Raw genomic sequence first — 24,663 nt, forward strand, 5'->3', positions numbered from 1 at the left:
GTGGGGGCAGCCGATCGTGTGACCGGCAGAAGTCTACGTCCGGACGGCCCGATCGCCAGAGGTCGACACCAGGCAACGTGCGAAATCGGGAGAAAATCGCAGCGTTATGCGCGTTATAGGGGTTTTACCCTCTTTCCCGTGAGCCACGTCATAACCGCCGGTGTCACGGTGGGTTGCGGCGACCCACCCATCGGTGACGGAACGTCACTCGGGTTTCCTGTTACACCCCCTAGTGCATTCGGGCGCAAGCTGTAACACTTGTCCTCATGTATGGCAACGACTTCTCCGCCCCCGGCGACGCACCGGACGACGCGCCCGGCGCGGGTCTGCTCGGCGAGGTCGAGGCGGCCGAGGCCGAGCTTCGCGCCGCCGCCGCTCGGGACCGGCGCGGCGGACCGGCGCCGGACGAGGACCTGGCGGCCTACTTCGCCGAGGTGGTCGACGCGGAGCAGAAGATCGAGCCGCGCGACTGGATGCCCGAGGCGTACCGCCGGACGCTGATCCGGCAGATCGCCCAGCACGCCCACTCCGAGATCATCGGCATGCAGCCCGAGGGCAACTGGATCAGTCGGGCGCCCTCGCTCAAGCGCAAGGCGATCCTGCTGGCCAAGGTGCAGGACGAGGCGGGCCACGGCCTCTACCTCTACGCCGCCGCCGAGACCCTCGGGATCAGCCGCGACGAACTGGTCCAGCTGCTGCTCGACGGCCGGCAGAAGTACAGCTCGATCTTCAACTACCCCACCCTGAGCTGGGCCGACGTCGGCGCGATCGGCTGGCTGGTGGACGGCGCGGCGATCGTCAACCAGGTGCCGCTGTGCCGGTGCTCCTACGGGCCGTACGCCCGGGCGATGATCCGGGTCTGCAAGGAGGAGTCGTTCCACCAGCGCCAGGGGTACGAGATCCTGCACACCCTCGCGCACGGCACCCCGGCGCAGAAGGCCATGGCCCAGGACGCCGTGGACCGCTGGTGGTATCCCTCGCTGGCCATGTTCGGCCCGCCGGACGGCGACTCCACCCACTCCGCCCAGTCGATGGCCTGGAAGATCAAGCGCTTCTCGAACGATGACCTGCGGCAGCGCTTCGTCGACATGTGCGTCGGGCAGGCCGAGGTCCTCGGGCTCCGGATTCCCGATGACGACCTGCGCTGGAACGAGGAACGGCAGGCGTACGACTACAGCCAGCCGGACTACGACGAGTTGATGCAGGTCATCAAGGGCAACGGGCCGTGCAACCGGGAGCGGATGGCGCACCGCCGGGCCGCCCACGCCGACGGCGCATGGGTACGCGAGGCCGCCGCGGCGTACGCCGCCAAGCGCGCCGCCGAGCAGGCCGACACCAGGGAGAAGGTGGCCGCGTGAGCAACGAGCACTCGCCGTTGTGGGAGGTCTTCGTCCGGGCCCGACGGGGCCTGTCGCACACCCACGTCGGCAGCCTGCACGCCCCGGACGCCGAGCTGGCCCTGCGCAACGCCCGCGACCTGTACACCCGCCGCCAGGAGGGCGTGTCGATCTGGGTGGTGCCGGCGGGCGCGATCACCGCGTCCAGCCCGGATGAGAAGGACGCCTTCTTCGACCCGGCCGCCGACAAGGTCTACCGTCACCCCACCTTCTACGAGGTGCCGGACGGGGTGGCACACCTGTGAGCGGGCCCTTCGCCTTCACTCTGGGCCTGGCTGACGACGCGTTGGTCGCCGCGCAGCGGCTGGCCGAGTGGACGACGCGCGCGCCGGAGATGGAAGAGGACATCGCCCTCGCCAACATCGCCCTCGACCAGCTCGGCGCGGCTCGCCTGCTGCTGTCGTACGCGGGTGAGCTGGAGTCGGCGGGCCGGGACGAGGACGCGCTCGCGTACCTGCGCGACGACCGCGAGTTCCGCAACGTGCTCCTGGTCGAGCTGCCCAACGGCGACTTCGCGGTGACCATGGCGAAGCTGTTCTTCCTGGCGGCGTACCAGGTGCCGCTCTACACCGCCCTCGCCGGCTGCGCGGACGAGCGGCTGGCCGCCATCGGCGCGAAGGCCCGCAAGGAGTGCGCGTACCACCTGGACCACGGCGCGCTGTGGGTGAAGCGGCTCGGTGACGGCACCGAGGAGTCGCACCGCCGGATGCAGGATGCCGTGGACCACGTCTGGCCGTACACCCATGAGCTGTTCGGGGCGGACCCGGCGGCGCCGGTCGACCCGGCGGGCCTGCGGCCGGCGTTCGACGAGGTCGTCGGTCCGGTGCTGGCCGAGGCGACGCTCACCCGGCCCGAGCGCGGCTGGGCGCCGACCGGCGGACGGGCCGGCGTGCACACCGAGCACCTGTCCTACCTGCTGGCCGAGATGCAGGTGCTGCACCGCGCACACCCGGGCGCGCAGTGGTGACCGCGGGAACCACCGCACAGCGGACCGGGACCGACGCGCGGACGGCGGCGGCGAGCGTGGTGGACCCGGAGATCCGGGTGATCACGATCGACGAGCTGGGGATCCTGCGCGCGGTCGAGGACGACCCGGTCACCGGTCGGGTCGTCGTCACCATCACCCCGACATACACCGGCTGCCCGGCGATGGACGTGATCCGGTCCGACGTGCGACGTGCCCTGGCGGCGGCCGGATATCCGGACGTCGAGGTGCGGACGGTCTACAGCCCACCGTGGAGCACCGACTGGATCTCCGGCGCCGGGCGGGCGAAGCTGGCCGCCGCCGGGATCGCCCCGCCCGCCCCGGCGTCCGCGCCGGGCGTGGTGGCGCTGACCCTCGCGGTCCGCTGCCCGCGCTGCGGCTCGCCGGAGACCGAACAGGTGAGCCGGTTCGGCTCGACCGCGTGCAAGGCATTGTGGCGCTGCCGCTCCTGCTCCGAACCCTTCGACCACCTGAAGGCACTGTGACAGTCACCATCACCCGGCCGGTCCGTCGCCGGCCGGCCTTCCACCCGCTGTCGGTCGCGGCCGTCGACCGGCTCACCGACGACTCCGTGGCGGTCACCTTCGCCGTACCCGAGGATCTGCGGGAGACCTTCGCGTTCCGCGCGGGCCAGCACCTCACCGTGCGGCGGGTGACCGACGACGGCGAGGACGTACGCCGGTCGTACTCCATCTGCTCCACCCCGGACGACCTGGCCCGGCGCGGCCGGCTGCGGATCGGGGTGCGGGAAGTCCCCGGCGGCGCCTTCTCGGCCTTCGCCTGCGGCGCGCTGCGCGGCGGCGACACGGTCGAGGTGCTGCCCCCGTTGGGCACCTTCACCACGGCGTTCGCGCCGGACCGGGTCCGCCACTACGGCGCGGTCGTCGCCGGCTCCGGCATCACCCCGGTGCTCGGGCTGGTCGCGACGGCCCTGGCCGTCGAGCCGGCCAGCACCTTCACCCTGGTGTACGGCAACCGCACGGCGAACACCGTGATGTTCGCCGAGGAGTTGGCCGACCTGAAGGACCGGTTCCCGTCCCGGCTGCACCTGGTGCACGTGCTGTCCCGGGAACAGGGCGAGTCGCCGTTGCTCTCCGGACGGATCGACGCCGACCGGCTGGCCCGCCTGCTGGGCACCATCGTCCCCGGCGAGCTGATCGAGGAATGGTTCCTCTGCGGCCCGTACGGCATGGTCGTCGACGCCCGGGAGGTGCTGACCGCGCGCGGTCTGCCGGAGTCGGCGGTGCACACCGAGCTGTTCCACGTCGACGCGCCGCCGGAGCCGGTGGCGCGTCCCACCGAGCAGGCGGGCGTCGGAACGGACGTCACCATCGTGCTGGACGGCCGCTCGTCCAGCTTCACGATGGGGCGCGAGGAGCGGGTGCTCGACGCCGCGCTGAGGGTGCGCGGCGAGTTGCCGTACGCCTGCAAGGGCGGGGTCTGCTCGACCTGCAAGGCGAAGGTCGTCGAGGGTGCGGTCACGATGGCCCGCAACTACGCCCTGGAGCCGGACGAGGTGGCCGCCGGCTACGTCCTGACCTGCCAGTCCAGCCCGACCACCGACAAGCTCACGGTCGACTACGACGCCTGACGGCCGCCTCGCGGGCCGGGTGGCTGGCCGGAGGGTCCACGGTGGGTGCAGAGCCTGTCGAGCTGCCCCATAGACGGGGCAGTCAGCATTGCCGCAGGGCTGGGTCGATGCCGGCGTGCCAATGCCCCGGGCCGGTTCTGATGCCGGGGCCGGTTCTGATGCTCGGGCCGGTGCCGGTGTTGAGGCCCGGTGGCGGTGTCGGTGTCGGGACTCGGGCCGTGCTAGCGCCGATGCCCATCGGGCGCCGCGCCCCACAATTGGGGCAGCTCGACAGGCTCCGAGGGGGGTGTGGTCCGGGCCGACGTCGAGGCGCCGACACCGTGTCGACAGGTCAGCCAGGTCCGGCGCGAGCCCGGCCGCGCGGTGTGCGCAGCGCATCACAGCCGTCAGTACCTGTCCGGGAAAGGGCGAGGGGCGGGCGTAGGCTCGGGGTTGTGACGGTGAGCCGGGAGATCGACGACATCCTGCAGCGTGGCGCGGACGGCGGGCGGATCACGCCCGAGGAGGCCCTGCTGCTCTACACCGAGGCGCCCTTCCACGCGTTGGGCGAGGCGGCGGACGCGGTGCGCCGGCGGCGCTATCCGGACAACGTCGTCACCTACCTGATCGATCGCAACATCAACTACACGAACGTCTGTGTGACGGCGTGCAAGTTCTGCGCGTTCTACCGGGCGCCGAAGCACGCCGAGGGGTGGACGCACCCGACGGAGGAGATCCTGCGTCGCTGCGGCGAGGCGGTCGAGCTGGGCGCGACCCAGGTGATGCTCCAGGGCGGGCACCACCCGGACTACGGCGTCGAGTACTACGAGGAGCTGTTCTCCTCGGTCAAGCAGGCGTACCCGCAGCTCGCCATCCACTCGATCGGGCCGAGCGAGATCCTGCACATGGCCAAGGTCTCCGGCGTCAGCCTGGACGAGGCCATCGCCCGGATCAAGGCCGCCGGCCTGGACTCGATCGCCGGTGCCGGCGCGGAGATGCTGCCCGAGCGCCCGCGCAAGGCCATCGCCCCGCTCAAGGAGTCGGGTGAACGGTGGCTGGAGGTCATGGAGCTGGCCCACCGGCAGGGTGTCGAGTCGACCGCGACCATGATGATGGGCACCGGCGAGACGCACGCCGAGCGGATTGAGCACCTGCGGATGATCCGCGACGTGCAGGACCGTACGGGCGGGTTCCGGTCGTTCATCCCGTGGACGTACCAGCCGGAGAACAACCACCTCAAGGGCCGTACGCAGGCGACCACGCTGGAATACCTGCGGCTGGTCGCGGTGGCCCGGCTCTTCTTCGAGACGGTGCCGCACCTGCAGGCGTCCTGGCTGACCACCGGCAAGGACGTCGGGCAGCTCGCCCTGCACATGGGCGTGGACGACCTCGGCTCGATCATGCTGGAGGAGAACGTGATCTCCTCCGCCGGCGCCCGGCACCGTTCCAACCTGCACGAGCTGATCGGCATGATCCGCTCCGCCGACCGCATCCCGGCGCAGCGCGACACCCTCTACAACCGGCTGGCGGTGCACCACACGCCGGCCGACGACCCGACCGACGAGCGGGTGGTCTCGCACTTCTCCTCGATCGCGCTGCCCGGCGGGGGCGCGGGCCGCTCGCTGCCGCTGGTGGAGGTCAACTGAGGGCCGTCCCGGTCCGGCCGTTCGGCTGAGCGGGGATCCTGCTTCCGCTCGCGCCGCTCGGCGGTACGGGTCCTTCCGGTGGGCTCGGTGGCGCATAGGCCGCTGCGGGGGCTGGTGGAGATGATCGCCGACGGATAGCGTGCGGCCGTCCGTCGAGGCACGTCCTCCATCGGCCCATGAGGGTCGTTCACATAACGCACGGCGGATCGGGCGGGATGGGTGACCATCCCGCCCGATCCGTGTGCCGGGTCCAGTCCGGACGGTTGAAAACCGACCGCCACGCTGGCGTGGGAGATCGACCTCGGATAACGTCCGCTCGTTCCGCAACCATTTCTTTCTTCCCTACCCCCGGGGGACTGATGACAGCGTTCCACCGCTCGGCGCTGGTTCGTGCCGGCGTCGTGGCCCTGCTCGCGGCCGGTGGCGTGGCCACCGTCGCCGCCCCGGCGCAGGCCGCCGACCAGGCCGACCTGGCCCTGGTGCCGCTCAGCTACGAGCTGGCCCAGGGCGTCAAGGCGGCCAAGGCGAAGCCGTTCAAGTTTCAGGTCGACAACACCCGGAGCACGGTCGACGCCAAGGACGTCCGGGTCACCGTGGAGACGAAGGGCCTGAAGAACCGCAAGGTCGGCGTCATCGCGCCGGACGGCTGCGACCTCAAGGGCACGACCTTCACCTGCCTGCTCGGCGATCTGGCCGCCGGCACCACGGAGGACTTCGGTATTCCGATCTTCTCGACCGGCGGTCGCGGCGACGCCGGCACCCTGGTGGTCAGCATCAGCTCGGCCACCGCCGACCCCAACCCGCAGGACAACACGGTGCGGCACGACATCACCGTCGCCAAGCCGGGTTACGACCTGACCACCTGGGTGCAGGACGTCTACGCCGACGTGACGGTGGACGGCGACGAGGCGGGCGAGTCCGGCCTCAAGCCGGTCAAGCGGGGCGACACCGCGCCGCTGGACTGGGCGGTCTACAACGACGGCAGCAAGAAGGCGACCGGCGTGGCGTACGGGATCACGCTGCCGGCCGGCGTCACCTTCGCCAAGCTGCCGGAGGGCTGCGTCGAGCAGCCGCTGGGCGGGTTCGCCAACGCCTACTGCGAGGACAGCGGCGTCGTGCTGAAGCCCGGCCAGTTCTACACGGCGGACGTCCGGGTGAAGGTCGGCGAGGACGTGACCGAGTCGGTGCTCCGGCCCGGATTCGTCTGGGCCGCCGGCCTCGAGGCCGCCCAGGGCAGCCCCGAGGAGGCGCCGCGGGATGCTTCCGGCGCGCAGCGTCGGGCGTTCACCGAGACCGACGAGGTGGACAACACCGCGCAGTTCGACGTGTTCGTCGACCTCAGCGCGCAGCCGACCCCGACGCCGACCGTCACCCCGACGCCGACCGCCACGCCGACCGCGACTCCGACGCCGGGCGGTACGACGACGCCGGGCACGACCACGTCGCCGACCGCTGGTGGCGGTGGCTCCGGCGGCGGTGGGCTGCCGGTGACCGGTGTACAGGCCGGTCTGATCGGCGGCATCGGTGCGCTGATCCTGCTCGCCGGCGGGGCGCTGCTGGTGCTCTCCCGCCGCCGCAAGGTGGTCATGGTCGCCCCCGGCGACGAGACGTCGACCGACTGACCCGGGTACGACGCGAGGGCGGGGTGGGCGACCACCCCGCCCTTTCGCTTGTCGAAGGACCCCGGGCACCCGGGGTACGCGGACCCAGCGGTCGACGGCTCGCGTCGGGCTGGCAGAGTGGACCGGGTGAGCCGTTCCCCGCAGGGCCAGCGCGCCAGTCTCGACAAGCAACCGCACGAGGTCGCCGCGATGTTCGACGGCGTGGCCGAGCGTTACGACCTGACCAACACCGTGCTCGCGTTCGGGCAGGACCGTTCCTGGCGACGGGCCACTCGCACGGCCCTCGGGCTGCGGCCGGGTGAGCGGGTGCTGGACGTGGGGGCGGGCACCGGTGTGTCGACCCGCGAGCTGGCCCAGTCCGGGGCGTACGCGGTGGGGGCGGACCTGTCGCTGGGCATGCTCCAGGTCGGCAAGCGGGTGCGTCCCGAGGTGCCGCTGTTGGCCGGCGACGCGCTGCGGCTGCCGTTCGCCGACGCGAGCTTCGACGCGGTGACCATCTCCTTCGCCCTGCGGAACGTCAACGACACCGACGCCGCGCTGCGTGAGCTGGCCCGGGTGACCCGGCCGGGCGGTCGGCTGGTGGTGTGCGAGTTCAGCACCCCGGTCAATCCGGTCTTCCGGACGGTCTACCTGTCGTACCTGATGCGGTCGTTGCCGGTGGTGGCCCGCGCGGTGTCGAGCAACCCCGACGCGTACGTCTATCTGGCCGAGTCGGTGCGGGCCTGGCCGGACCAGGCGGCGCTGGCCGGGCGGGTGGCCGCGGCGGGTTGGGGTCGGGTGGCGTGGCGCAACCTGACCGGCGGCGTGGTCGCGCTGCACCGGGCCGTCCGCCAGTAGTACGCGGAGGTCCGCGCACGGTACGCGAGAAGGCCGCGCGTTTCAGGAATATCCGACTTTAGTCCACTTTGCGCCGTAGGCTCGTCGGCATGACCGGAGCAAACCCGGCGACCCCGGTGGCCGCCACCGACGACGACGCGGCCGAACTCATCGCGCAGTTGCGCGCGTTGGCCGGCGCGGACCCGGCGGACGTCCGGCAGGTGGTCGCCGAGGTGTTGGCCGCGCTGGACCGGGCCGCGGGCGGCGCGCTGCGGGAGCATCTACCGGAGGCGATCCGGGTCGACGCCGGCCTGGACGCGCCCAGCCCGGCCTGACAGTCGCCTGCTGTGGACGGTCGAGGACTGTCACATCGGCGAGTTAGGTACCCCTGATCCTGCGCAGGTATGACGCCGGTCATACACTCGTCCCGTCTGGCTTGTGAAGCATTTCACGAGCGTGCGGGAGGAGGCGCGAATGACCGCGGTGGAACACGACGCCGACGTCATCGTCGTTGGCGCCGGTCCCGGTGGATCGGCAACTGCGTACCACCTGGCCCGGCACGGCGTACGGGTCCTGGTGTTGGAGAAGACCGAGTTCCCCCGGGAGAAGGTCTGCGGTGACGGACTGACCCCGCGTGCGGTGCGCCAGCTCATCCGGATGGGCGTGGACACCTCGCCCGAGGCCGGCTGGCTGCACAACAAGGGTCTGCGGGTGATCGGCGGCGGCGTACGCCTGGAACTGGACTGGCCCGAGTTGGCCAGCTTCCCGAACTACGGGCTGGTCCGTACCCGGCTGGACTTCGACGACCTGCTCGCCCAGCGGGCGGTGGCGGCCGGCGCGAAGCTGCGGACCCAGGTCAACGTGCTGGGCCCGGTGCTCGACGACGACGGCAGGGTGATCGGCGTGCAGGCGGAGGTGGGTGCCGGCAAGGAGCCCGCCACCTTCCACGCCCCGCTGGTCGTGGCCGCCGACGGCGTCTCCGGCCGGTTCCCGCTCGCGCTCGGGCTGGCCAAGCGGGAGGACCGGCCGATCGGCGTGGCCGTCCGCCGCTACTACCACTCCCCGGCCAAGCACGACGACGACTACCTGGAGTCGTGGCTGGAGCTGCGCAGCAAGGACAGCGGCGACAACCTGCTGCCCGGGTACGGCTGGATCTTCGGGCTCGGCGACGGGCGGGTCAACGTCGGCCTCGGCGTGCTCAACTCGTCGTCCGCGTTCGGCAAGACCAACTACCGCCGGCTGCTCACCGACTGGCTGGCCAACACCCCGGCCGAGTGGGGGATGACCGACGAGGCCAACGCGGACGGGCCGATCCTCGGCGCCGCCCTGCCGATGGGCTTCAACCGGGTGCCGCACTACACCCGTGGCGTGCTGCTGGTCGGCGACTCCGGCGGCATGGTCAACCCGTTCAACGGCGAGGGCATCGCGTACGCCATGGAGTCCGGTGAACTGGCCGCGGAGGTGGCGGTGCAGGCGCTCGCGCGTCCGGCCGGACCGGAGCGGGAGCGGGCGCTGATGGCGTACCCCAACGAGCTGAAGGCCCGCCTCGGTGGCTACTACCGGCTCGGCGGCATCTTCGTGAAACTGATCGGCCGTCCGGAGATCATGCGGATCGCCACCAAGCACGGCATGCCCCACCCGACGCTGATGCGATTCGTCCTCAAGTTGTTGGCCAACCTGACCGACCCGCGCGGCGGGGACGCGATGGACCGGGTCATCAATGCACTGACGAAGGCCGCGCCCGCGGTCTAGACAGGACGGCATCGGTGCTGGTCACAGCCCCGACGCCGACAAAGATCGACCCCCGCCGGCAACCACCGCGAGGGACGTGAATAGTGTGATTTTCGTCAAGCACTGACGGCAGGGAAGGACGAGCAGGAGAAAACGATGTCGCTCTCGCCTTACGCACCGATCATCGGGCTGTTCGCCCTCGCCGCGGCGTTCTCGCTGTTCTCCGTCGGCGCCGCCCGCTTCGCCGGTCCCCGTCGTTACAACAAGGCCAAACTCGAGGCGTACGAGTGCGGCATCGAGCCCAGCCCGCAGCCGGTCGGCGGTGGGCGGTTCCCGATCAAGTTCTACCTGACGGCGATGCTCTTCATCGTCTTCGACATCGAGATCATCTTCCTCTACCCCTGGGCGGTCTCGTTCGACGCTCTGCCGATCTTCGGCTTCGTGGAGATGGTCCTGTTCATCGTCGCGGTCTTCGTCGCGTACGCCTACGTGTGGCGGCGCGGCGGCCTGGACTGGGACTGAGGAAGGAACGTCAGATGGGCATCGAGGAGAAGCTCCCCGCCGGCGTCCTGCTCACCTCGGTGGAGAAGCTGGTCAACTGGTCCCGGAAGTCGTCCGTCTGGGGCGCCACCTTCGGCCTGGCCTGCTGCGCCATCGAGATGATGGCCGCCGGTGGTCCGCACTACGACATGGGCCGCTGGGGCATGGAGGTCTTCCGGGCCTCGCCCCGGCAGGCCGACCTCATGATCGTGGCCGGCCGGGTCAGCCAGAAGATGGCACCGGTGCTGCGCCAGATCTACGACCAGATGGCCGAGCCCCGCTGGGTGCTCTCGATGGGCGTCTGCGCCAGCAGCGGCGGCATGTTCAACAACTACGCCATCGTGCAGGGCGTCGACCACGTCGTACCCGTCGACATGTACCTCCCCGGCTGCCCGCCCCGGCCGGAGATGCTCATCGACGCGATCCTCAAGCTCCGCGAGAAGATCATGTACGAGCCGCTGGGCCCGAACGGTCGCAAGATGCTGGCGGCCCGCCAGGAGCGCGGTGACGTCCCGGTCGTGCCGTACGGCTCGATGCCGTCCTCCTACCGCAACGACAAGGCCCGGCGTGCCGAGTGGACCCAGGCGGTCCGCGAGGGGCGCGAGGAGCAGTTGCGGATCGAGAACTGGATGAACGCCCAGAACCATCTCCACCCGCAGGCAGGCCCGAAATGACGTCTCCCACGGACAAGACCAACGACGGCGGGGTGCCGGTACCGGTGACGCCGCCCGGCGCCAGCGCGACCGCCCCGGCCGAGTACCCGCCGGCCAGCCCGGCCGGTCGCGGGATGTTCGGCAACCAGGGCACCGGTGACGTGTCCGGCTACGGCGGCCTGGTCCGCCCGCGTCAGCCGATCGAGGAGGCCACCCGGCCGTACGGCGGGTACTTCGACGAGGTCCGCGACGCGCTGGAGGAGGCGTACCCGGCCTTCGGCGACGCCATCGAGAAGGTGGTCGTCGACCGGGGCGAGCTGACCCTGCACGTCCGCCCGGAGCGGATCGCCGAGGTCTGCCAGGTGCTGCGCGACGACATGGCGCTGCGGTTCGAGCTGTGCTCGTCGGTGTCCGGGGTGGACTACCTCGGCGCGGACGAGCGCCGGCTGCACGTCGTCTACCAGCTCACCTCGATGACCTACCGCCGCCGGCTCCGGCTGGAGGCCGCTGTCCCGGCCGGCTCGCCGCACCTGCCCAGCGTCACCGCTGTCTACCCGACGGCCGACTGGCAGGAGCGCGAGGCGTACGACATGTTCGGCATCGTCTTCGACGGCCACCCCAACCTGACCCGGATCCTCATGCCGGACGACTGGGAGGGCCACCCGCAGCGCAAGGACTACCCGCTCGGTGGCGTGCCCGTCGAGTACAAGGGTGCGGAAATCCCACCGCCGGACCGTAGGAGGTCCTACCAGTGACCACGTCGAACTACGCGACCGAACGCGAGACCACCGAGGGCCGGGTCTTCACCGTCACGGGTGGGGACTGGGACACGGTCGTGTCGGGCACCGACCCGATCAACGACGAGCGCATCGTGGTCAACATGGGTCCGCAGCACCCCTCCACCCACGGGGTGCTCCGCCTGATCCTCGAACTGGAGGGCGAGACGGTCCGCGAGGCCCGCTCGGTCGTCGGCTACCTGCACACCGGCATCGAGAAGAACCTCGAGTACCGCAACTGGGTCCAGGGTTCGACGTTCGTCACGCGGATGGACTACCTGTCCCCGATCTTCAACGAGACGGCGTACGCCCTCGCGGTGGAGAAGCTGCTCGGCATCACCGACGACGTCACCGAGCGGGCCACCACCATCCGCGTGCTGATGATGGAGCTCAACCGGATCTCGTCGCACCTGGTCTGGCTGGCCACCACCGGCATGGAGCTGGGCGCCATCTCGATCATGCTGTACGGCTTCCGCGAGCGGGAGTACATCCTCGACATCTTCGAGACCATCACCGGCCTGCGGATGAACCACGCGTACGTCCGGCCCGGCGGTGTGGCGCAGGACGTGCCGGACGACGCGATCCGCAAGATCCGCGAGTTCCTGAAGATGATGCCGAAGAAGCTCAAGGAGTACGAGGACCTGCTCTCCGGCCAGCCCATCTGGACCGAGCGGACCAAGGGCGTCGCGGTGCTGGACGTGACCGGCTGCGTGGCGCTCGGCGTCACCGGTCCGGTGCTGCGTTCGGCCGGGCTCGCCTGGGACCTGCGCAAGACCATGCCGTACTGCGGCTACGAGACGTACGAGTTCGACGTGCCGACCCACCCCGACGGTGACGTGTGGGGCCGCTACCAGGTCCGGCTCGCCGAGATCCGGGAGTCGATGAAGCTGGTCGAGCAGGCGTTGGACCGGCTGCGGCCGGGCCCGGTGATGGTCGCCGACCGCAAGATCGCGTGGCCCGCGCAGCTCGCCATCGGCGTCGACGGCATGGGCAACTCGCTGGAGCATGTCGCGAAGATCATGGGTCAGTCGATGGAGTCGCTGATCCACCACTTCAAGCTGGTCACCGAGGGCTTCCGGGTCCCGCCCGGCCAGGTGTACGTCGGCATCGAGTCGCCGCGCGGCGAACTGGGCGTGCACGCCGTCTCCGACGGCGGCACCCGGCCGTACCGGGTGCACTACCGGGAGCCGAGCTTCGTCAACCTCCAGGCCCTCCCGGCGATGGCCGAGGGCGGCCTGATCGCCGACGTGATCGCCGGCGGCGCCTCGCTGGATCCCGTGATGGGTGGGTGTGACCGATGACCGTCTTCACCGAAGAGACCCGGGAGCGGGCGCGCGAGATCATCGCCCGCTACCCGGCGGACCGGTCCCGCTCGGCGCTGCTGCCGCTGCTGCACCTGGTCCAGGCCGAGGAGGGGTACGTCTCTCCGGCCGGCGTGACGTTCTGCGCCGAGGTGCTCGGGCTGAACAAGGCCCAGGTCGGCGCGGTCGCCACCTTCTACACCATGTACAAGCGCAAGCCCACCGGCGATTTCCTGGTCAGCGTCTGCACCAACACGATGTGCAACGTGCTGGGCGGCCAGGAGGTCTACGACACCCTCTCCGAGCACCTGGGTGTCGGGCACGACGAGACGACCGCCGACGGCACCATCACGTTGGAGCACGCCGAGTGCCTGGCGGCCTGTGACTACGGCCCGGTGATGACCGTCAACTACGACTTCTTCGACGGCGTGGACCCGACCACGGCGGTCGGTGTGGTCGACGAGCTGCGGGCGGGCGGCCGGCCGATGCCGACGCGCGGCGCGCGGCTGTGCACGCTGAAGGAGATGGCGGTGCAGCTCGCCGGTTTCGCCGACGAGCGCGACGGCGCGGTCGCCGACGGCGGGCCGGGCGAGCCGACCCTGCGGGGTCTGCGGTTGGCGCAGGAGCACGGCGTCTCGGTGCCGGGCTTCGACCCGAACACCCCGATCCGCAGCAAGGCCGAGGCCGACAAGGCGGCCGCCGAGGCGAAGGCGAAGGCGGAGGCGGCCAAGCCGGCCCCCGTCGAGGCCACCACGGCACCGGTCAAGGGCGGCGACGGCGCGGCCACCCCGACCGCGGCTCGGGCCACTGAAGTCACCGGCGGCGACGGCGCGGCCACCCCCACCGGCAACGCCGAGCCGGTCGAGCCGGCGGCGGCCACCGGCAGCACCGCGCCGGACGTGAAGGCGCCGGACGACAAGTCGCCGCAGGTGCGTACGGCCGAGACCCGGCAGCCCGACGCGGGCACGGCGGTTCCGGACGCGCCCGGCACCAAGGCACCGGCGGAGACCTCGCCGCCGGCGCCGCGCGACGCGCAGGCAGCCCAGGCCGCCGGTGCGGCGGCCAACGCCCCGGCCGGCGACGGCAAGCCGGCCGGTGACTCGACCGGCGCACAGGAGCGCAACCTCACCGAAGCGTCGGCGGACGCGGATGGCACGGACCCCGCCGCCGCGAGCGAAACGGGGGCCCAGAAGTGACCACTCCCCGCCCGGAGACGCTGGCCAAGCTGACGCCGGTGCTGACCAAGCGCTGGTTGTCGCCGGACGCCTGGCGGATCGGCACCTACGAGCAGCTCGACGGCTACGCCGCGCTGCGCAAGGCCCTCAAGGCCCACCCGGACGACCTGATCCAGCTGATCAAGGATTCCGGACTGCGCGGTCGTGGCGGCGCCGGCTTCCCCACCGGTCTCAAGTGGGGCTTCATCCCGCAGGGCGACGGCAAGCCGCACTACCTGGTGGTCAACGCCGACGAGGGCGAGCCGGGCACCTGCAAGGACCTGCCGCTGATGACTCACGACCCGCACGCGCTGGTCGAGGGCGTGATCATCGCGTCGTACGCGATCCGGGCCAGCCGCGCCTACATCTACATCCGGGGCGAGGCCGTGCACGCCGCCCGGCGGCTGCGCAACGCCGTCCAGGAGGCGTACGACAAGGGCTACCTGGGCCGCAACATCCTGCGCAGCGGCTTCGACCTGGAGCTGGTGGTGCACTCCGGCGCCGGGGCGTACATCTGTGGCGAGGAGACGGCGCTGCTCGACTCGCTGGAGGGGTTCCGGGGGCAGCCCCGGCTGCGCCCGCCGTTCCCGGCGACCCACGGCCTGTACGCGAGCCCGACGGTGGTGAACAACGTCGGCACCATCGCCAGCGTTCCGCCGATCGTGCTCGGTGGGGCCGACTGGTGGAAGTCGATGGGCACCGAGAAGTCGTCCGGGCCGATGATCTACTCGCTCTCCGGGCGGGTCGCCAATCCCGGCCAGTACGAGTGCTCGATGGGCGTCACGCTGCGCGAGCTGCTGGAACTGGCCGGCGGCATGCAGCCCGGTCACAACCTGCGGTTCTGGACCCCGGGTGGATCGTCGACCCCGCTGCTCGCCGCCGAGCACCTGGACGTGCCGCTGGACTTCGAAGGGGTGGCGGCGGCCGGCTCGATCCTGGGCACCACGGCCACGCAGATCTTCTCCGACCAGGACTGCCCGGTCTACGCGACCTACCGGTGGCTGGAGTTCTACCACCACGAGTCGTGCGGCAAGTGCACCCCGTGCCGGGAGGGCAACTACTGGATGGTCCGGGTCTACCGGCGGATCCTCTCCGGCCAGGGCACCCACGAGGACCTGGACACCCTGCTGGACACCTGCGACAACATCCTCGGCCGCTCGTTCTGCGGTCTGGGTGACGGCGCGACCAGCTCGGTGACCTCGTCGCTGAAGTACTTCAAGCAGGACTACCTCGACTACATCGAGGGACGTAAAGCTCCCATGCTGTCGGAGAAGACCCTGGTAGGGGCGCACTGATGACCGACGTAGCCAAGCAGACCGAGACCGTCACCCTCACCATCGACGGCGTCGAGGTCACCGCCCCGAAGGGGGCGCTGCTGATCCGGGTCGCCGAGCAGATGGGCACCGAGATCCCCCGGTTCTGCGACCACCCGCTGCTGGCCCCGGCCGGCGCGTGCCGGCAGTGCCTGGTCGAGGTGGAGGGGCAGCGCAAGCCGGTCGCCTCCTGCACCCAGACCGTCGCCGACGGCATGGTCGTCCGGACCCAGCTCACCTCCCCGGTCGCCCAGAAGGCGCAGGAGGGGGTGATGGAGCTGCTGCTGCTCAACCACCCGCTCGACTGCCCGATGTGTGACAAGGGCGGCGAGTGCCCCCTGCAGAACCAGGCGATGTCCACCGGCCGCACCGACTCGCGCTTCCACGAGCACAAGCGCGAGTACGAGAAGCCGATGGCGATCAGCAGCCAGGTGCTGCTGGACCGCGAGCGCTGCGTGCTCTGCCAGCGCTGCACCCGGTTCTCCGAGGAGATCGCCGGCGACAAGTTCATCGACCTGATGGGCCGGTCGTCCGCCGAGGAAATCAACATCTACCGGGACGACGCGTACGGCGAGCAGGGCGACGACGGGGATGTCCCGTTCAACTCCTACTTCTCCGGCAACACCGTGCAGATCTGCCCGGTGGGTGCGCTGACCGGCGCGCAGTACCGGTTCCGGGCCCGCCCGTTCGACCTGGTGTCCAGCCCGAGCGTCTGCGAGCACTGCTCGGCCGGCTGCGGGCAGCGCACCGACTGGCGGCGCGGCAAGGTGCTGCGCCGGCTCGCCGGTGACGAGCCGGCGGTGAACGAGGAGTGGAACTGCGACAAGGGCCGGTGGGGCTTCCAGTACACCCGGGCCGCCGAGCGCCTCACCAACCCGCTGGTCCGCGACGAGCAGACCGGTGAGCTGCGGGAGGCGTCCTGGAGTGAGGCGCTGACCCGGGCCGCCGAGGGGCTGCACGCGGCCCGCGAGGGCGGCCAGGGCACGGCGGTGCTCACCGGCGGCCGGCTGACCGTCGAGGACGCCTACGCGTACGCGAAGTTCGCCCGGGTCGCGCTGAACACCAACGACATCGACTTCCGGGCCCGGCCGGTCTCCCGCGAGGAGGCCGACTTCCTGGCCAGCTCGGTCGCCGGGGTCACCGACGTCACCTACACCGACGTGGAGAACGCGCCGGCCGTGGTGCTGGTGGGCCTGGAGCCGGAGGAGGAGTGCCCGATCCTCTTCCTGCGGCTGCGCAAGGCGTACCTCAAGAAGACCCTGACGGTGTACGCGCTGGCGCCGTTCGCCACGCGCGGCCTGGAGAAGCTCGGCGCCAAGCTGGCCCGGGTGGTGCCCGGCGAGGAGGCGAGCGTGCTCGCCGAGCACGCCACGGTCACCGAGGCGCTCAGCGCGCCCGGCGCGATCCTCATCGTCGGCGAGCGGCTGGCCACCGTGCCGGGCGGGCTCTCCGCGGCGGCGGACGTGGCCCGGCGTACCGGCGCGAAGCTGGCCTGGGTGCCGCGGCGCGCGGGTGACCGCGGCGCGGTCGACGCGGGCTGCCTGCCCAACCTGCTCCCCGGTGGCCGGCTGGTCACCGAGCCGGCCGCGCGGGCCGAGCTGGGTGAGGCGTGGGACATTCCGGCCGGGGTCATCCCCAGCCAGGCCGGTCGGGACACCGACGGCATCCTCGCGGCGGCGGCCAACGGGCAGCTCGGCGCGCTGGTGGTCGGTGGTGTCGACCCGGCCGACCTGGCCGACCCGCGGCTGGCCGAGGCAGCGCTGGACGCGGTGCCGTTCCTGGTCAGCCTGGAACTGCGCGCCAGCGCGGTGACCCGGCGGGCCGACGTGGTGCTGCCGGTCGCGCCGGTGGTCGAGAAGGCCGGCAGCTTCCTGGACTGGGAGGGCCGGCTGCGTCCGTTCGAGGCGGTGCTGAACACCGCCGCGATGACCGACGGGCGGGTGCTCGACGCGCTGGCCGCGCTCCTCGACGTGCGCCTCGGCACCGCCGACGTGCCGAGCGTGCGCCGTGAGCTGGGCTCGCTGCCGGCCACCCGGACGTCCCGGCCGTCCGCGCCGTCGGTGTCGCCCGGCACGGTTCCGCACCCGGGCGCCGGGGAGGCCGTGCTGGCCACCTGGCACCAGCTCGTCGACCTCGGCACCCTGACCGAGGGCGACGAGCACCTGGCCGGTACCGCCCGTCCGCCGGTGGTCCGCCTCGGCAAGGGCACCGCCGAGGCGCTGGGCGTGGTCGACGGTGACGCGGTCACGGTCGGCACCGACCGGGGTGCGCTGACGCTGCCGGCGGAGCTCACCGAGATGCCGGACGGCGTGGTCTGGCTGCCGACGAACTCACCCGGTTCGACCGTGCGACGCAGCCTCGGGGCGACGTCCGGCACGGTCGTCCGGATCTCCGTCCCCGCATCGGGTACGGCCATCCCGGCCGGACGCGTGGCGGCCGACGAGACCATCCTCAGTTCTGGGGGTAACCAGTGAACTCGATCGTCCTGGCTCAGGACCCGACGCTCGCCGACTTCGGTCGGGACCCGTGGTGGCTGGTTCTCGGCAAGATCGTCTTCGCCTTCGCGTTCGGTCTGCTGGCCACCCTGCTCGGCGTCTGGTTCGAACGGCGCGTGGTCGGCTACATGCAGGTGCGGCCCGGCCCGAACCAGGTCGGCCCGCTCGGCCTGCTGCAGACCCTGGCCGACGGCCTGAAGATGGCCTTCAAGGAGGACATCCTGCCGAAGGCGGCCGACAAGGTCGTCTACTTCTTCGCCCCGACTATCTCGGTGATCTGCGCGGTCACCGCGCTGTCGGTGGTGCCGTTCGGTCCGATGGTGAGCATCTTCGGCCACCACACGCCGTTGCAGGTCACCGACGTGCCGGTGGCCGTGCTCCTGCTGCTGGCCTGCTCCTCCATGGGCGTCTACGGCATCGTGCTGGGCGGCTGGGCCTCCGGCTCGACGTACCCGCTCCTCGGCGGCCTGCGGTCGAGCGCCCAGATGATCTCGTACGAGGTCGCGATGGGTCTGAGCATCGTGGCGGTCTTCATGACCGCCGGCACGATGAGCACCAGCGGGATCGTCGCCGCACAGGGCGACGCGACGCGACTGACCATCTTCGGCACCGAGATTCCGGCGCCGGGCTGGTACGCGATCCTGCTGCTGCCCAGCTTCATCATCTTCTTCATCGCCACCGTGGGTGAGACCAACCGGGCGCCGTTCGACCTGCCCGAGGCCGAGTCCGAGCTGGTCGCCGGCTTCATGACCGAGTACAGCTCGCTGAAGTTCGCGCTCTTCATGCTCAGCGAGTACGTCGCCATGGTGACCATGTCCGCGGTCACCACCACGCTGTTCCTGGGCGGCTGGCGTGCGCCGTGGCCGATCACGCTGTGGGAGGGCGCCAACTCCGGTTGGTGGCCGATGCTCTGGTTCTTCGGCAAGGTGATCGCGCTGGTCTTCGTCTTCGTGTGGCTGCGCGGCACGCTGCCCCGGCTGCGCTACGACCAGTTCATGCGCTTCGGCTGGAAGGTCCTGCTGCCGATCAACCTGGTCTGGATCCTGGTCCTGTCGGGCCTGCGCTCGATCGAGGACTGGGACACCAAGGGCAAGGTCATCGCGGTCGGCGTCCCCGCCGGTCTCCTGCTGATCGCCACGCTGTTCTGGCCGAGCCGGAAGCCGCAACCGAAGCCCACCATGCAGGAGCGGGTCGACAGCCGGCCGTACGGGAGCTTCCCGCTGCCGCCGATGGATCTACAGGTACCGCCGAGCCCGCGTATCACGCGCGTGGTCGCCGAGCGGGAGCCGGCCAACATCGTCGCCGGCTCGGACACCAGGGAGGTGTGACGTGGGCGCGATCACCGGAACGTTCAAGGGCTTCGGTGTCACCTTCTCGCACATGTTCAGGAAGGTCGTCACCACCGACTACCCGTTCAAGCCGCCGGTGTCGGCGCCGCGCTACCACGGGCGGCACATCCTCAACCGGCACCCGGACGGTCTGGAGAAGTGCATCGGCTGCGAGCTGTGCGCCTGGGCCTGCCCGGCGGACGCGATCTACGTCGAGGGCGGCGACAACACCGACGAGCAGCGCTTCTCGCCGGGTGAGCGGTACGCCAGCACCTACCAGATCAACTACGCACGGTGCATCTTCTGCGGGCTCTGCATCGAGGCCTGCCCGACCCGCTCGCTCACCATGAGCAACGAGTACGAGCTGGCCCGGGACAACCGGCAGGACCTGATCTTCACCAAGGAGCAGTTGCTCGCCCCGCTGTTGGAGGGCATGGAGCAGCCGCCGCACCCGATGCGGCTGGGTGACAGCGAGAAGGACTACTACGTCGGCGCGCTGGACAACCCGGGCACCTCCGCCGGGGCCGAGACGTCCCCGATGGGGCCCGGCCGCTACCAGGTCGAGGAGCACCCCGGCGTGACGTTCCCGGGCGCCGAGCAGGCCGCCCAGCGTGCGGCGGCCGGCAAGGGAGAGGGCGCATGACCACGTCTACGGTGCTGGCCGCGGCGGGTGGGGTCTCCGGCGGCGAGCAGGTCACCTTCTGGATCCTCGCGCCGCTCGCGTTGATCGGCGCGATCGGCATGGTGGCGGCCCGCAACGCGGTGCACTCGGCGCTCTGGCTGGTGCTGACCATGCTCTGCCTGGGCGTGTTCTACGTGCTCCAGGCCGGGCCGTTCATCGGCATGGTGCAGATCATCGTCTACACCGGCGCGATCATGATGCTCTTCCTGTTCGTGCTGATGCTTGTCGGTCGGGACTCGACCGACTCGCTGATCGAGACCCTGCGCGGCCAGCGGGTCGCCGCGATCGTCCTGGGGTTGGGCTTCGCCGGCCTGGTCGGCACCGCCGTCTACAACGCCATGGAGAAGACCACGGCGGTCGGCCTGGACGAGGCCAACGCGGAGGGCAACGTGCAGGGCATCGCCCGGCTGCTCTTCACCAAGTACGTCTTCGCGTTCGAGCTGACCTCGGCGCTGCTGATCACCGCGGCGGTGGGCGCCATGGTGCTCGCGCACATCGAGCGGCGCAAGCAGGACAAGATGGACCAGCCGGCGACCATGCGGGCGCGCTTCGCGCCGGGCAACTACCCGGGCCCCAAGCCGGGCCCCGGCGTCTTTGCGACCTCCTCCTCGGTGGCCACCCCGGCGCGACTGCCGGACGGCCGGCTCACCGAGCGGAGCACGCCGGACATCCTGCCGGTGCGTGAGCTGACCGCGCAGGAGACCACCCTGAAGGGGACCGACCAGTGACGCCCAATCATTACCTCGTGCTGGCCGCGGTGCTGTTCACCATCGGCGCCTCCGGGGTGCTCGTCCGGCGCAACGCGATCGTGCTGTTCATGTGTGTCGAGCTGATGCTCAACGCGGCCAACCTGGCGCTGGTCACCTTCAGCCGGATCAACGGTGACCTCAACGGCCAGATCATGGCGTTCTTCGTGATGGTGGTGGCCGCCGCCGAGGTCGTGGTCGGCCTCGCGATCATCATGGCCATCTTCCGGACTCGACGCTCGGCGAGCGTCGACGACGCCAACCTGCTGAAGTACTAAAGGGGTCCACCGGTGGAAGAGACTGTGGAATACGCCCAGGCCACGGGGCTGCTCGGGGGCGTCTGGCTGCTGGTGGCGATCCCGCTGGTCAGCGCGGCCATCCTGCTGCTGCTCGGCCGGCGGGCCGACCGCTGGGGGCACTGGTTGGGCGTCGCGGCCATCGGTGCCGCGTTCGTGCTCGGGCTGGCGTCCTTCTTCCAGCTGCGGGGCCTGGAGAACAAGTCGGTCGAGCTGAGCCTCTGGGACTTCATCGCGGTCGGTGACCTGCGGGTCGACTTCGGTCTACTGTTCGATCCGCTGGCCGCCGTCTTCGTGCTCCTGATCACCGGCGTCGGCTTCCTGATCCACCTGTACGCCGTCGAGTACATGGCGCACGACGCGGGTCGTCGCCGGTTCTTCGCGTACTTCAACCTGTTCGTCGCGGCCATGCTGCTGCTGGTGCTCGGCAACAACTACGTGATGCTCTACTTCGGCTGGGAGGGCGTCGGCCTGGCGTCGTACCTGCTGATCTCCTTCTGGTACGGCCGGCCGAGCGCCGCCACGGCCGGCAAGAAGGCGTTCCTGATGAACCGGGTCGGTGACACCGGCCTGGCCATCGGCATCTTCATCATGTTCGCGACCCTGGGCACCACCCAGTACGACGAGGTCTTCAACGGAGTCGGCTCGCTGACCGGCACCACGGTGCTGGTCCTCGGCCTGTTGCTGCTGCTCGGCGCGGCCGGCAAGTCCGGTCAGTTCCCGTTGCAGGCGTGGTTGCCGGACGCGATGGAGGGCCCGACCCCGGTGTCGGCGCTCATCCACGCCGCCACCATGGTCACCGCCGGTGTCTACCTGATCGCCCGGTCCAACCCGATCTTCTCCGCGAACTCGACGCTCCAGCTCGTGGTGGTCAGCGTGGGCGCGCTCACCCTGCTCATGGGCTGCATCATCGGCGCGGCCAAGGACGACATCAAGCGGGTGCTCGCCTGGTCGACGGTGAGCCAGATCGGCTACATGTTCCTCGGCGTCGGTCTCGGCGGCGGGGCGTACGCGCTGGCCATCGTGCACCTGCTGGCGCACGGCTTCTTCAAGGCCAACATGTTCCTGGGTGCCGGCTCGGTCATGCACGGCATGAAGGACCAGGTGGACATCCGGCGCTTCGGTGGGCTGTCGTCGTACATGAAGGTCACCTGGTTGACGTTCATGATGGGCTGGCTGGCCATCATCGGCATGTTCCCGTTCTCCGGCTTCTTCTCCAAGGAGCCGATCATCGTGGCGGCCTTCGAGCGGGAGGACTGGACCGCCTGGCTCTACGGCGGTGCCGCGCTGCTCGGTGCCGGGCTGACCGCCTTCTACATGACGCGGCTGTTCGTGCTGACCTTCCACGGCCCGAAGCGGTGGACCGAGGACATCGAGCACCCGCACGAGTCGCCGAAGCTGATGACCGTCCCGCTGATCCTGCTGGCGATCGGCTCGGTCGGGGCCGGTTTCCTGCTCTCCACCTCGGTGCCGGACTGGCTGACCTCCACCGCCGGGCTGGGCGGTGAGCACGCGGAGCACGAACCGGTCCTCTCGCACCTCGTGATCACCACGCTGTCGCTGCTGGTCACCGTGCTCGGCGCCGGCCTGGCCTGGTTCCTGTTCCGGGCCGGTACGGCCACCGCGCCGCAGCCGGCCGGGGTTCTGGTCACCGCCGCTCGACGCAACCTCTACACCGACGCCGTCAACGAGGCGGTCTTCGAGAAGCCGGGCATCTTCCTCACCCGGGCGCTGGTCTTCCTCGACAACCGGGGCATCGACGGTCTGGTCAACGGGCTCGCCGCCGCCGTCGGCGGTGGTTCGGGTCGACTCCGGCGGATGCAGACCGGCTTCGTCCGCTCGTACGCCACCTCGATCCTGGCCGGCGCGCTGCTGGTGATGGCGGCGTTCCTCGCGGTGCAGGCGGGGTGGTTGGCATGACCGACCTGAAGACGCCCGCCCCCGCCGGCGGACCACGCATCCACGACGGAGGTAAGGCCGCATAATGTCCAACTTCAGGTTCCTCTCGGTGCTCACCGTGGCGCCCCTGGTGGGCGCTCTGGTGGTGGCCTTCCTGCCGCGCCGCCGCCCGGAGCTGGCCAAGCAGGTGGCGTTCGCCTGGTCGCTGCTGGTGCTGGTGCTCTCGGTGGTGATGTGGGTCAGCTTCAACGCCGGCGGTGACCGGTTCCAGTTCCGGGAGTCGTACACCTGGATCCCGAACTGGGGCGTCAGCTTCACCTTTGCCGCGGACGGCATCGCGCTGGTGATGCTGATGCTGATCGCGGTGCTGGTGCCGCTGGTGATCCTGGCGTCCTGGCACGACGCCGAGTCGTCGAAGCGGTCCATCCCGGTCTACTTCGCGCTGCTGCTGATCCTCGAGAGCACGATGATCGGTGTCTTCGCCGCCGCCGACGTCTTCCTGTTCTACGTGTTCTTCGAGGTCATGCTCGTGCCGATGTACTTCCTGATCGGCAGCTACGGCGGCCACCAGCGGCAGTACGCGGCGGTGAAGTTCTTCCTCTACTCACTGGTCGGCGGCCTGTTCATGCTGGCCGCGGTGATCGGCCTCTGGGTGGTCGGCGGCAAGACGTTCGACTGGCAGGCGCTGTCGCAGGTCGACATCAGCACCGGCACCGAGCGGTGGCTGTTCCTCGGCTTCTTCCTCGCGTTCGCCATCAAGGCCCCGTTCTTCCCGTTCCACACCTGGCTGCCGGACGCCGGTGGCGCCGCTCCGGCGGGTGCCGCCGCGCTGCTGGTCGGTGTGCTGGACAAGGTCGGCACGTTCGGCATCCTGCGCTACTGCCTGCCGCTGTTCCCCGAGGCGTCGAAGTGGTTCGCGCCCTGGGCGCTGGCGCTGGGCGTGATCGGCATCATCTACGCGGCGCTGCTGGCGGTCGGTCAGAACGACCTGAAGCGGCTGGTGTCGTACACCTCGATCGCGCACTTCGGGTTCATCGGGGTGGGCATCTTCGCGTTCACCACCCAGGCCGGTACCGGCGCGGTGCTCTACATGCTCAACCACGGTCTGGCGACCGGCCTGCTCTTCCTCGTGGTGGGCATGCTGGTCGCCCGGCGCGGCTCGGCGCTGATCAGTGACTTCGGTGGGGCCGGCAAGCTCGTTCCGGTGCTCGCCGGGGTGCTGTTCTTCGCCGGTCTGGCCTCGCTGGCGCTGCCCGGAACCGCGCCGTTCATCTCCGAGTTCCTGGTGCTGATCGGCACGTTCACGGTGAACAAGCCGGTGGCGGTCATCGCCACGCTCGGCATCATCCTGGCGGCGGCGTACGTGCTGTGGATGGTGCAGCGCACCACCCAGGGCACGCTGAACCCGGCGCTGACCGAGGTCGACGGCATGCGCCGGGACCTCAACCTGCGCGAGAAGGTCGTGGTCGCCCCGCTGATCGCGCTGATCGTGCTGCTCGGCTTCTACCCCAAGCCGGTCACCGACGTGATCAACCCGGCCGTCCAGGCGACCATGGACGACATCGGCAAGAGCGACCCCGCGCCGTCCGTGGGCGGCACCGTCCAGGAGGCGCGCCGGTGAGCGCGAGGAGTGCAGCGCAGCGGAGCCCCGCA

Annotated in this window: 23 protein-coding genes; all 23 read left to right on the top strand. The window is 70.5% G+C overall.

What is annotated here, in order from left to right; translation table 11 throughout:
• The first annotated feature begins 266 nt into the window (after positions 1 to 266).
• Positions 267 to 1,358, top strand: a complete 1,092-nt coding sequence (gene paaA / locus ACN263_RS00290; protein WP_422737838.1) for a 1,2-phenylacetyl-CoA epoxidase subunit PaaA — start codon at positions 267 to 269, stop codon at positions 1,356 to 1,358.
• Positions 1,355 to 1,642: a 1,2-phenylacetyl-CoA epoxidase subunit PaaB gene (paaB, locus tag ACN263_RS00295; RefSeq protein ID WP_266248073.1), complete on the top strand. Its 288-nt coding sequence runs from the start codon at positions 1,355 to 1,357 to the stop codon at positions 1,640 to 1,642. The genes paaA and paaB overlap by 4 nt, the downstream gene beginning before the upstream one ends.
• Entirely contained in the window at positions 1,639 to 2,364 is a 726-nt protein-coding gene (paaC, locus tag ACN263_RS00300; RefSeq protein ID WP_422737839.1) for a 1,2-phenylacetyl-CoA epoxidase subunit PaaC, read from the top strand. Before paaB ends, paaC begins: the two co-directional genes overlap by 4 nt.
• Entirely contained in the window at positions 2,361 to 2,867 is a 507-nt protein-coding gene (paaD, locus tag ACN263_RS00305; protein ID WP_422737840.1) for a 1,2-phenylacetyl-CoA epoxidase subunit PaaD, read from the top strand. Before paaC ends, paaD begins: the two co-directional genes overlap by 4 nt.
• Positions 2,864 to 3,973, top strand: coding sequence for a 1,2-phenylacetyl-CoA epoxidase subunit PaaE (paaE, locus tag ACN263_RS00310; protein WP_422737841.1), 1,110 nt, complete (start codon positions 2,864 to 2,866; stop codon positions 3,971 to 3,973). Before paaD ends, paaE begins: the two co-directional genes overlap by 4 nt.
• 434 nt (positions 3,974 to 4,407) lie before the next feature.
• Positions 4,408 to 5,598 carry a cyclic dehypoxanthinyl futalosine synthase gene (gene mqnC / locus ACN263_RS00315; protein WP_421474106.1) on the top strand — a complete coding sequence of 397 codons (1,191 nt, stop codon included), beginning with the start codon at positions 4,408 to 4,410 and terminating at the stop codon, positions 5,596 to 5,598.
• A 359-nt stretch (positions 5,599 to 5,957) separates the two neighbouring features.
• The gene (locus tag ACN263_RS00320) at positions 5,958 to 7,220 is read left to right on the top strand and encodes a cell wall anchor protein (RefSeq protein ID WP_422737842.1); all 1,263 of its coding nucleotides are present in this window, start codon (positions 5,958 to 5,960) and stop codon (positions 7,218 to 7,220) included.
• 126 nt (positions 7,221 to 7,346) lie between these two features.
• On the top strand, positions 7,347 to 8,057 hold the full coding sequence (locus ACN263_RS00325) for a demethylmenaquinone methyltransferase (protein WP_422737843.1): 711 nt from the start codon (positions 7,347 to 7,349) through the stop codon (positions 8,055 to 8,057).
• Between the two features lie 89 nt (positions 8,058 to 8,146).
• Positions 8,147 to 8,371, top strand: a complete 225-nt coding sequence (locus ACN263_RS00330; RefSeq protein WP_422737844.1) for a hypothetical protein — start codon at positions 8,147 to 8,149, stop codon at positions 8,369 to 8,371.
• A gap of 139 nt (positions 8,372 to 8,510) precedes the next feature.
• On the top strand, positions 8,511 to 9,788 hold the full coding sequence (locus ACN263_RS00335; protein WP_422737845.1) for a geranylgeranyl reductase family protein: 1,278 nt from the start codon (positions 8,511 to 8,513) through the stop codon (positions 9,786 to 9,788).
• A 135-nt stretch (positions 9,789 to 9,923) separates the two neighbouring features.
• Positions 9,924 to 10,289 carry an NADH-quinone oxidoreductase subunit A gene (locus tag ACN263_RS00340; protein ID WP_007454588.1) on the top strand — a complete coding sequence of 122 codons (366 nt, stop codon included), beginning with the start codon at positions 9,924 to 9,926 and terminating at the stop codon, positions 10,287 to 10,289.
• A gap of 14 nt (positions 10,290 to 10,303) precedes the next feature.
• A complete protein-coding gene (locus ACN263_RS00345; protein WP_007454590.1) occupies positions 10,304 to 10,981 on the top strand; it encodes a NuoB/complex I 20 kDa subunit family protein in 678 nt (225 codons plus the stop codon).
• Positions 10,978 to 11,715 carry an NADH-quinone oxidoreductase subunit C gene (locus ACN263_RS00350; RefSeq protein WP_422737846.1) on the top strand — a complete coding sequence of 246 codons (738 nt, stop codon included), beginning with the start codon at positions 10,978 to 10,980 and terminating at the stop codon, positions 11,713 to 11,715. The genes ACN263_RS00345 and ACN263_RS00350 overlap by 4 nt, the downstream gene beginning before the upstream one ends.
• Positions 11,712 to 13,037: an NADH-quinone oxidoreductase subunit D gene (locus ACN263_RS00355; protein ID WP_421474112.1), complete on the top strand. Its 1,326-nt coding sequence runs from the start codon at positions 11,712 to 11,714 to the stop codon at positions 13,035 to 13,037. The genes ACN263_RS00350 and ACN263_RS00355 overlap by 4 nt, the downstream gene beginning before the upstream one ends.
• A complete protein-coding gene (nuoE, locus tag ACN263_RS00360) occupies positions 13,034 to 14,233 on the top strand; it encodes an NADH-quinone oxidoreductase subunit NuoE (RefSeq protein ID WP_422737847.1) in 1,200 nt (399 codons plus the stop codon). The genes ACN263_RS00355 and nuoE overlap by 4 nt, the downstream gene beginning before the upstream one ends.
• Positions 14,230 to 15,546, top strand: coding sequence for an NADH-quinone oxidoreductase subunit NuoF (gene nuoF / locus ACN263_RS00365; RefSeq protein WP_422737848.1), 1,317 nt, complete (start codon positions 14,230 to 14,232; stop codon positions 15,544 to 15,546). The genes nuoE and nuoF overlap by 4 nt, the downstream gene beginning before the upstream one ends.
• Positions 15,546 to 18,038, top strand: coding sequence for an NADH-quinone oxidoreductase subunit G (locus ACN263_RS00370; RefSeq protein ID WP_422737849.1), 2,493 nt, complete (start codon positions 15,546 to 15,548; stop codon positions 18,036 to 18,038). The genes nuoF and ACN263_RS00370 overlap by 1 nt, the downstream gene beginning before the upstream one ends.
• Positions 18,035 to 19,387: an NADH-quinone oxidoreductase subunit NuoH gene (gene nuoH, locus ACN263_RS00375; RefSeq protein ID WP_422737850.1), complete on the top strand. Its 1,353-nt coding sequence runs from the start codon at positions 18,035 to 18,037 to the stop codon at positions 19,385 to 19,387. The genes ACN263_RS00370 and nuoH overlap by 4 nt, the downstream gene beginning before the upstream one ends.
• A gap of 1 nt (position 19,388) precedes the next feature.
• Positions 19,389 to 20,030, top strand: coding sequence for an NADH-quinone oxidoreductase subunit NuoI (gene nuoI, locus ACN263_RS00380; protein ID WP_007454597.1), 642 nt, complete (start codon positions 19,389 to 19,391; stop codon positions 20,028 to 20,030).
• A complete protein-coding gene (locus ACN263_RS00385) occupies positions 20,027 to 20,797 on the top strand; it encodes an NADH-quinone oxidoreductase subunit J (protein WP_422737851.1) in 771 nt (256 codons plus the stop codon). Before nuoI ends, ACN263_RS00385 begins: the two co-directional genes overlap by 4 nt.
• A complete protein-coding gene (nuoK, locus tag ACN263_RS00390) occupies positions 20,794 to 21,093 on the top strand; it encodes an NADH-quinone oxidoreductase subunit NuoK (protein WP_422737852.1) in 300 nt (99 codons plus the stop codon). Before ACN263_RS00385 ends, nuoK begins: the two co-directional genes overlap by 4 nt.
• A gap of 12 nt (positions 21,094 to 21,105) precedes the next feature.
• Positions 21,106 to 23,031, top strand: coding sequence for an NADH-quinone oxidoreductase subunit L (nuoL, locus tag ACN263_RS00395; RefSeq protein ID WP_422737853.1), 1,926 nt, complete (start codon positions 21,106 to 21,108; stop codon positions 23,029 to 23,031).
• A gap of 64 nt (positions 23,032 to 23,095) precedes the next feature.
• Positions 23,096 to 24,631, top strand: a complete 1,536-nt coding sequence (locus ACN263_RS00400; RefSeq protein WP_422737854.1) for an NADH-quinone oxidoreductase subunit M — start codon at positions 23,096 to 23,098, stop codon at positions 24,629 to 24,631.
• Positions 24,632 to 24,663: the final 32 nt, after the last annotated feature.

Source organism: Micromonospora sp. WMMD729 (genome assembly GCF_049315225.1).
GTDB lineage: Bacteria > Actinomycetota > Actinomycetes > Mycobacteriales > Micromonosporaceae > Micromonospora.

Coding starts and splice junctions, on each gene's coding strand:
- paaA (WP_422737838.1), top strand. CDS start 267: ATGTATGGCAACGACTTCTCCGCCCCCGGCGACGCACCGGACGACGCG.
- ACN263_RS00320 (WP_422737842.1), top strand. CDS start 5,958: ATGACAGCGTTCCACCGCTCGGCGCTGGTTCGTGCCGGCGTCGTGGCC.
- ACN263_RS00330 (WP_422737844.1), top strand. CDS start 8,147: ATGACCGGAGCAAACCCGGCGACCCCGGTGGCCGCCACCGACGACGAC.
- ACN263_RS00335 (WP_422737845.1), top strand. CDS start 8,511: ATGACCGCGGTGGAACACGACGCCGACGTCATCGTCGTTGGCGCCGGT.
- ACN263_RS00340 (WP_007454588.1), top strand. CDS start 9,924: ATGTCGCTCTCGCCTTACGCACCGATCATCGGGCTGTTCGCCCTCGCC.
- ACN263_RS00345 (WP_007454590.1), top strand. CDS start 10,304: ATGGGCATCGAGGAGAAGCTCCCCGCCGGCGTCCTGCTCACCTCGGTG.
- ACN263_RS00350 (WP_422737846.1), top strand. CDS start 10,978: ATGACGTCTCCCACGGACAAGACCAACGACGGCGGGGTGCCGGTACCG.
- nuoE (WP_422737847.1), top strand. CDS start 13,034: ATGACCGTCTTCACCGAAGAGACCCGGGAGCGGGCGCGCGAGATCATC.
- ACN263_RS00370 (WP_422737849.1), top strand. CDS start 15,546: ATGACCGACGTAGCCAAGCAGACCGAGACCGTCACCCTCACCATCGAC.
- ACN263_RS00385 (WP_422737851.1), top strand. CDS start 20,027: ATGACCACGTCTACGGTGCTGGCCGCGGCGGGTGGGGTCTCCGGCGGC.
- ACN263_RS00400 (WP_422737854.1), top strand. CDS start 23,096: ATGTCCAACTTCAGGTTCCTCTCGGTGCTCACCGTGGCGCCCCTGGTG.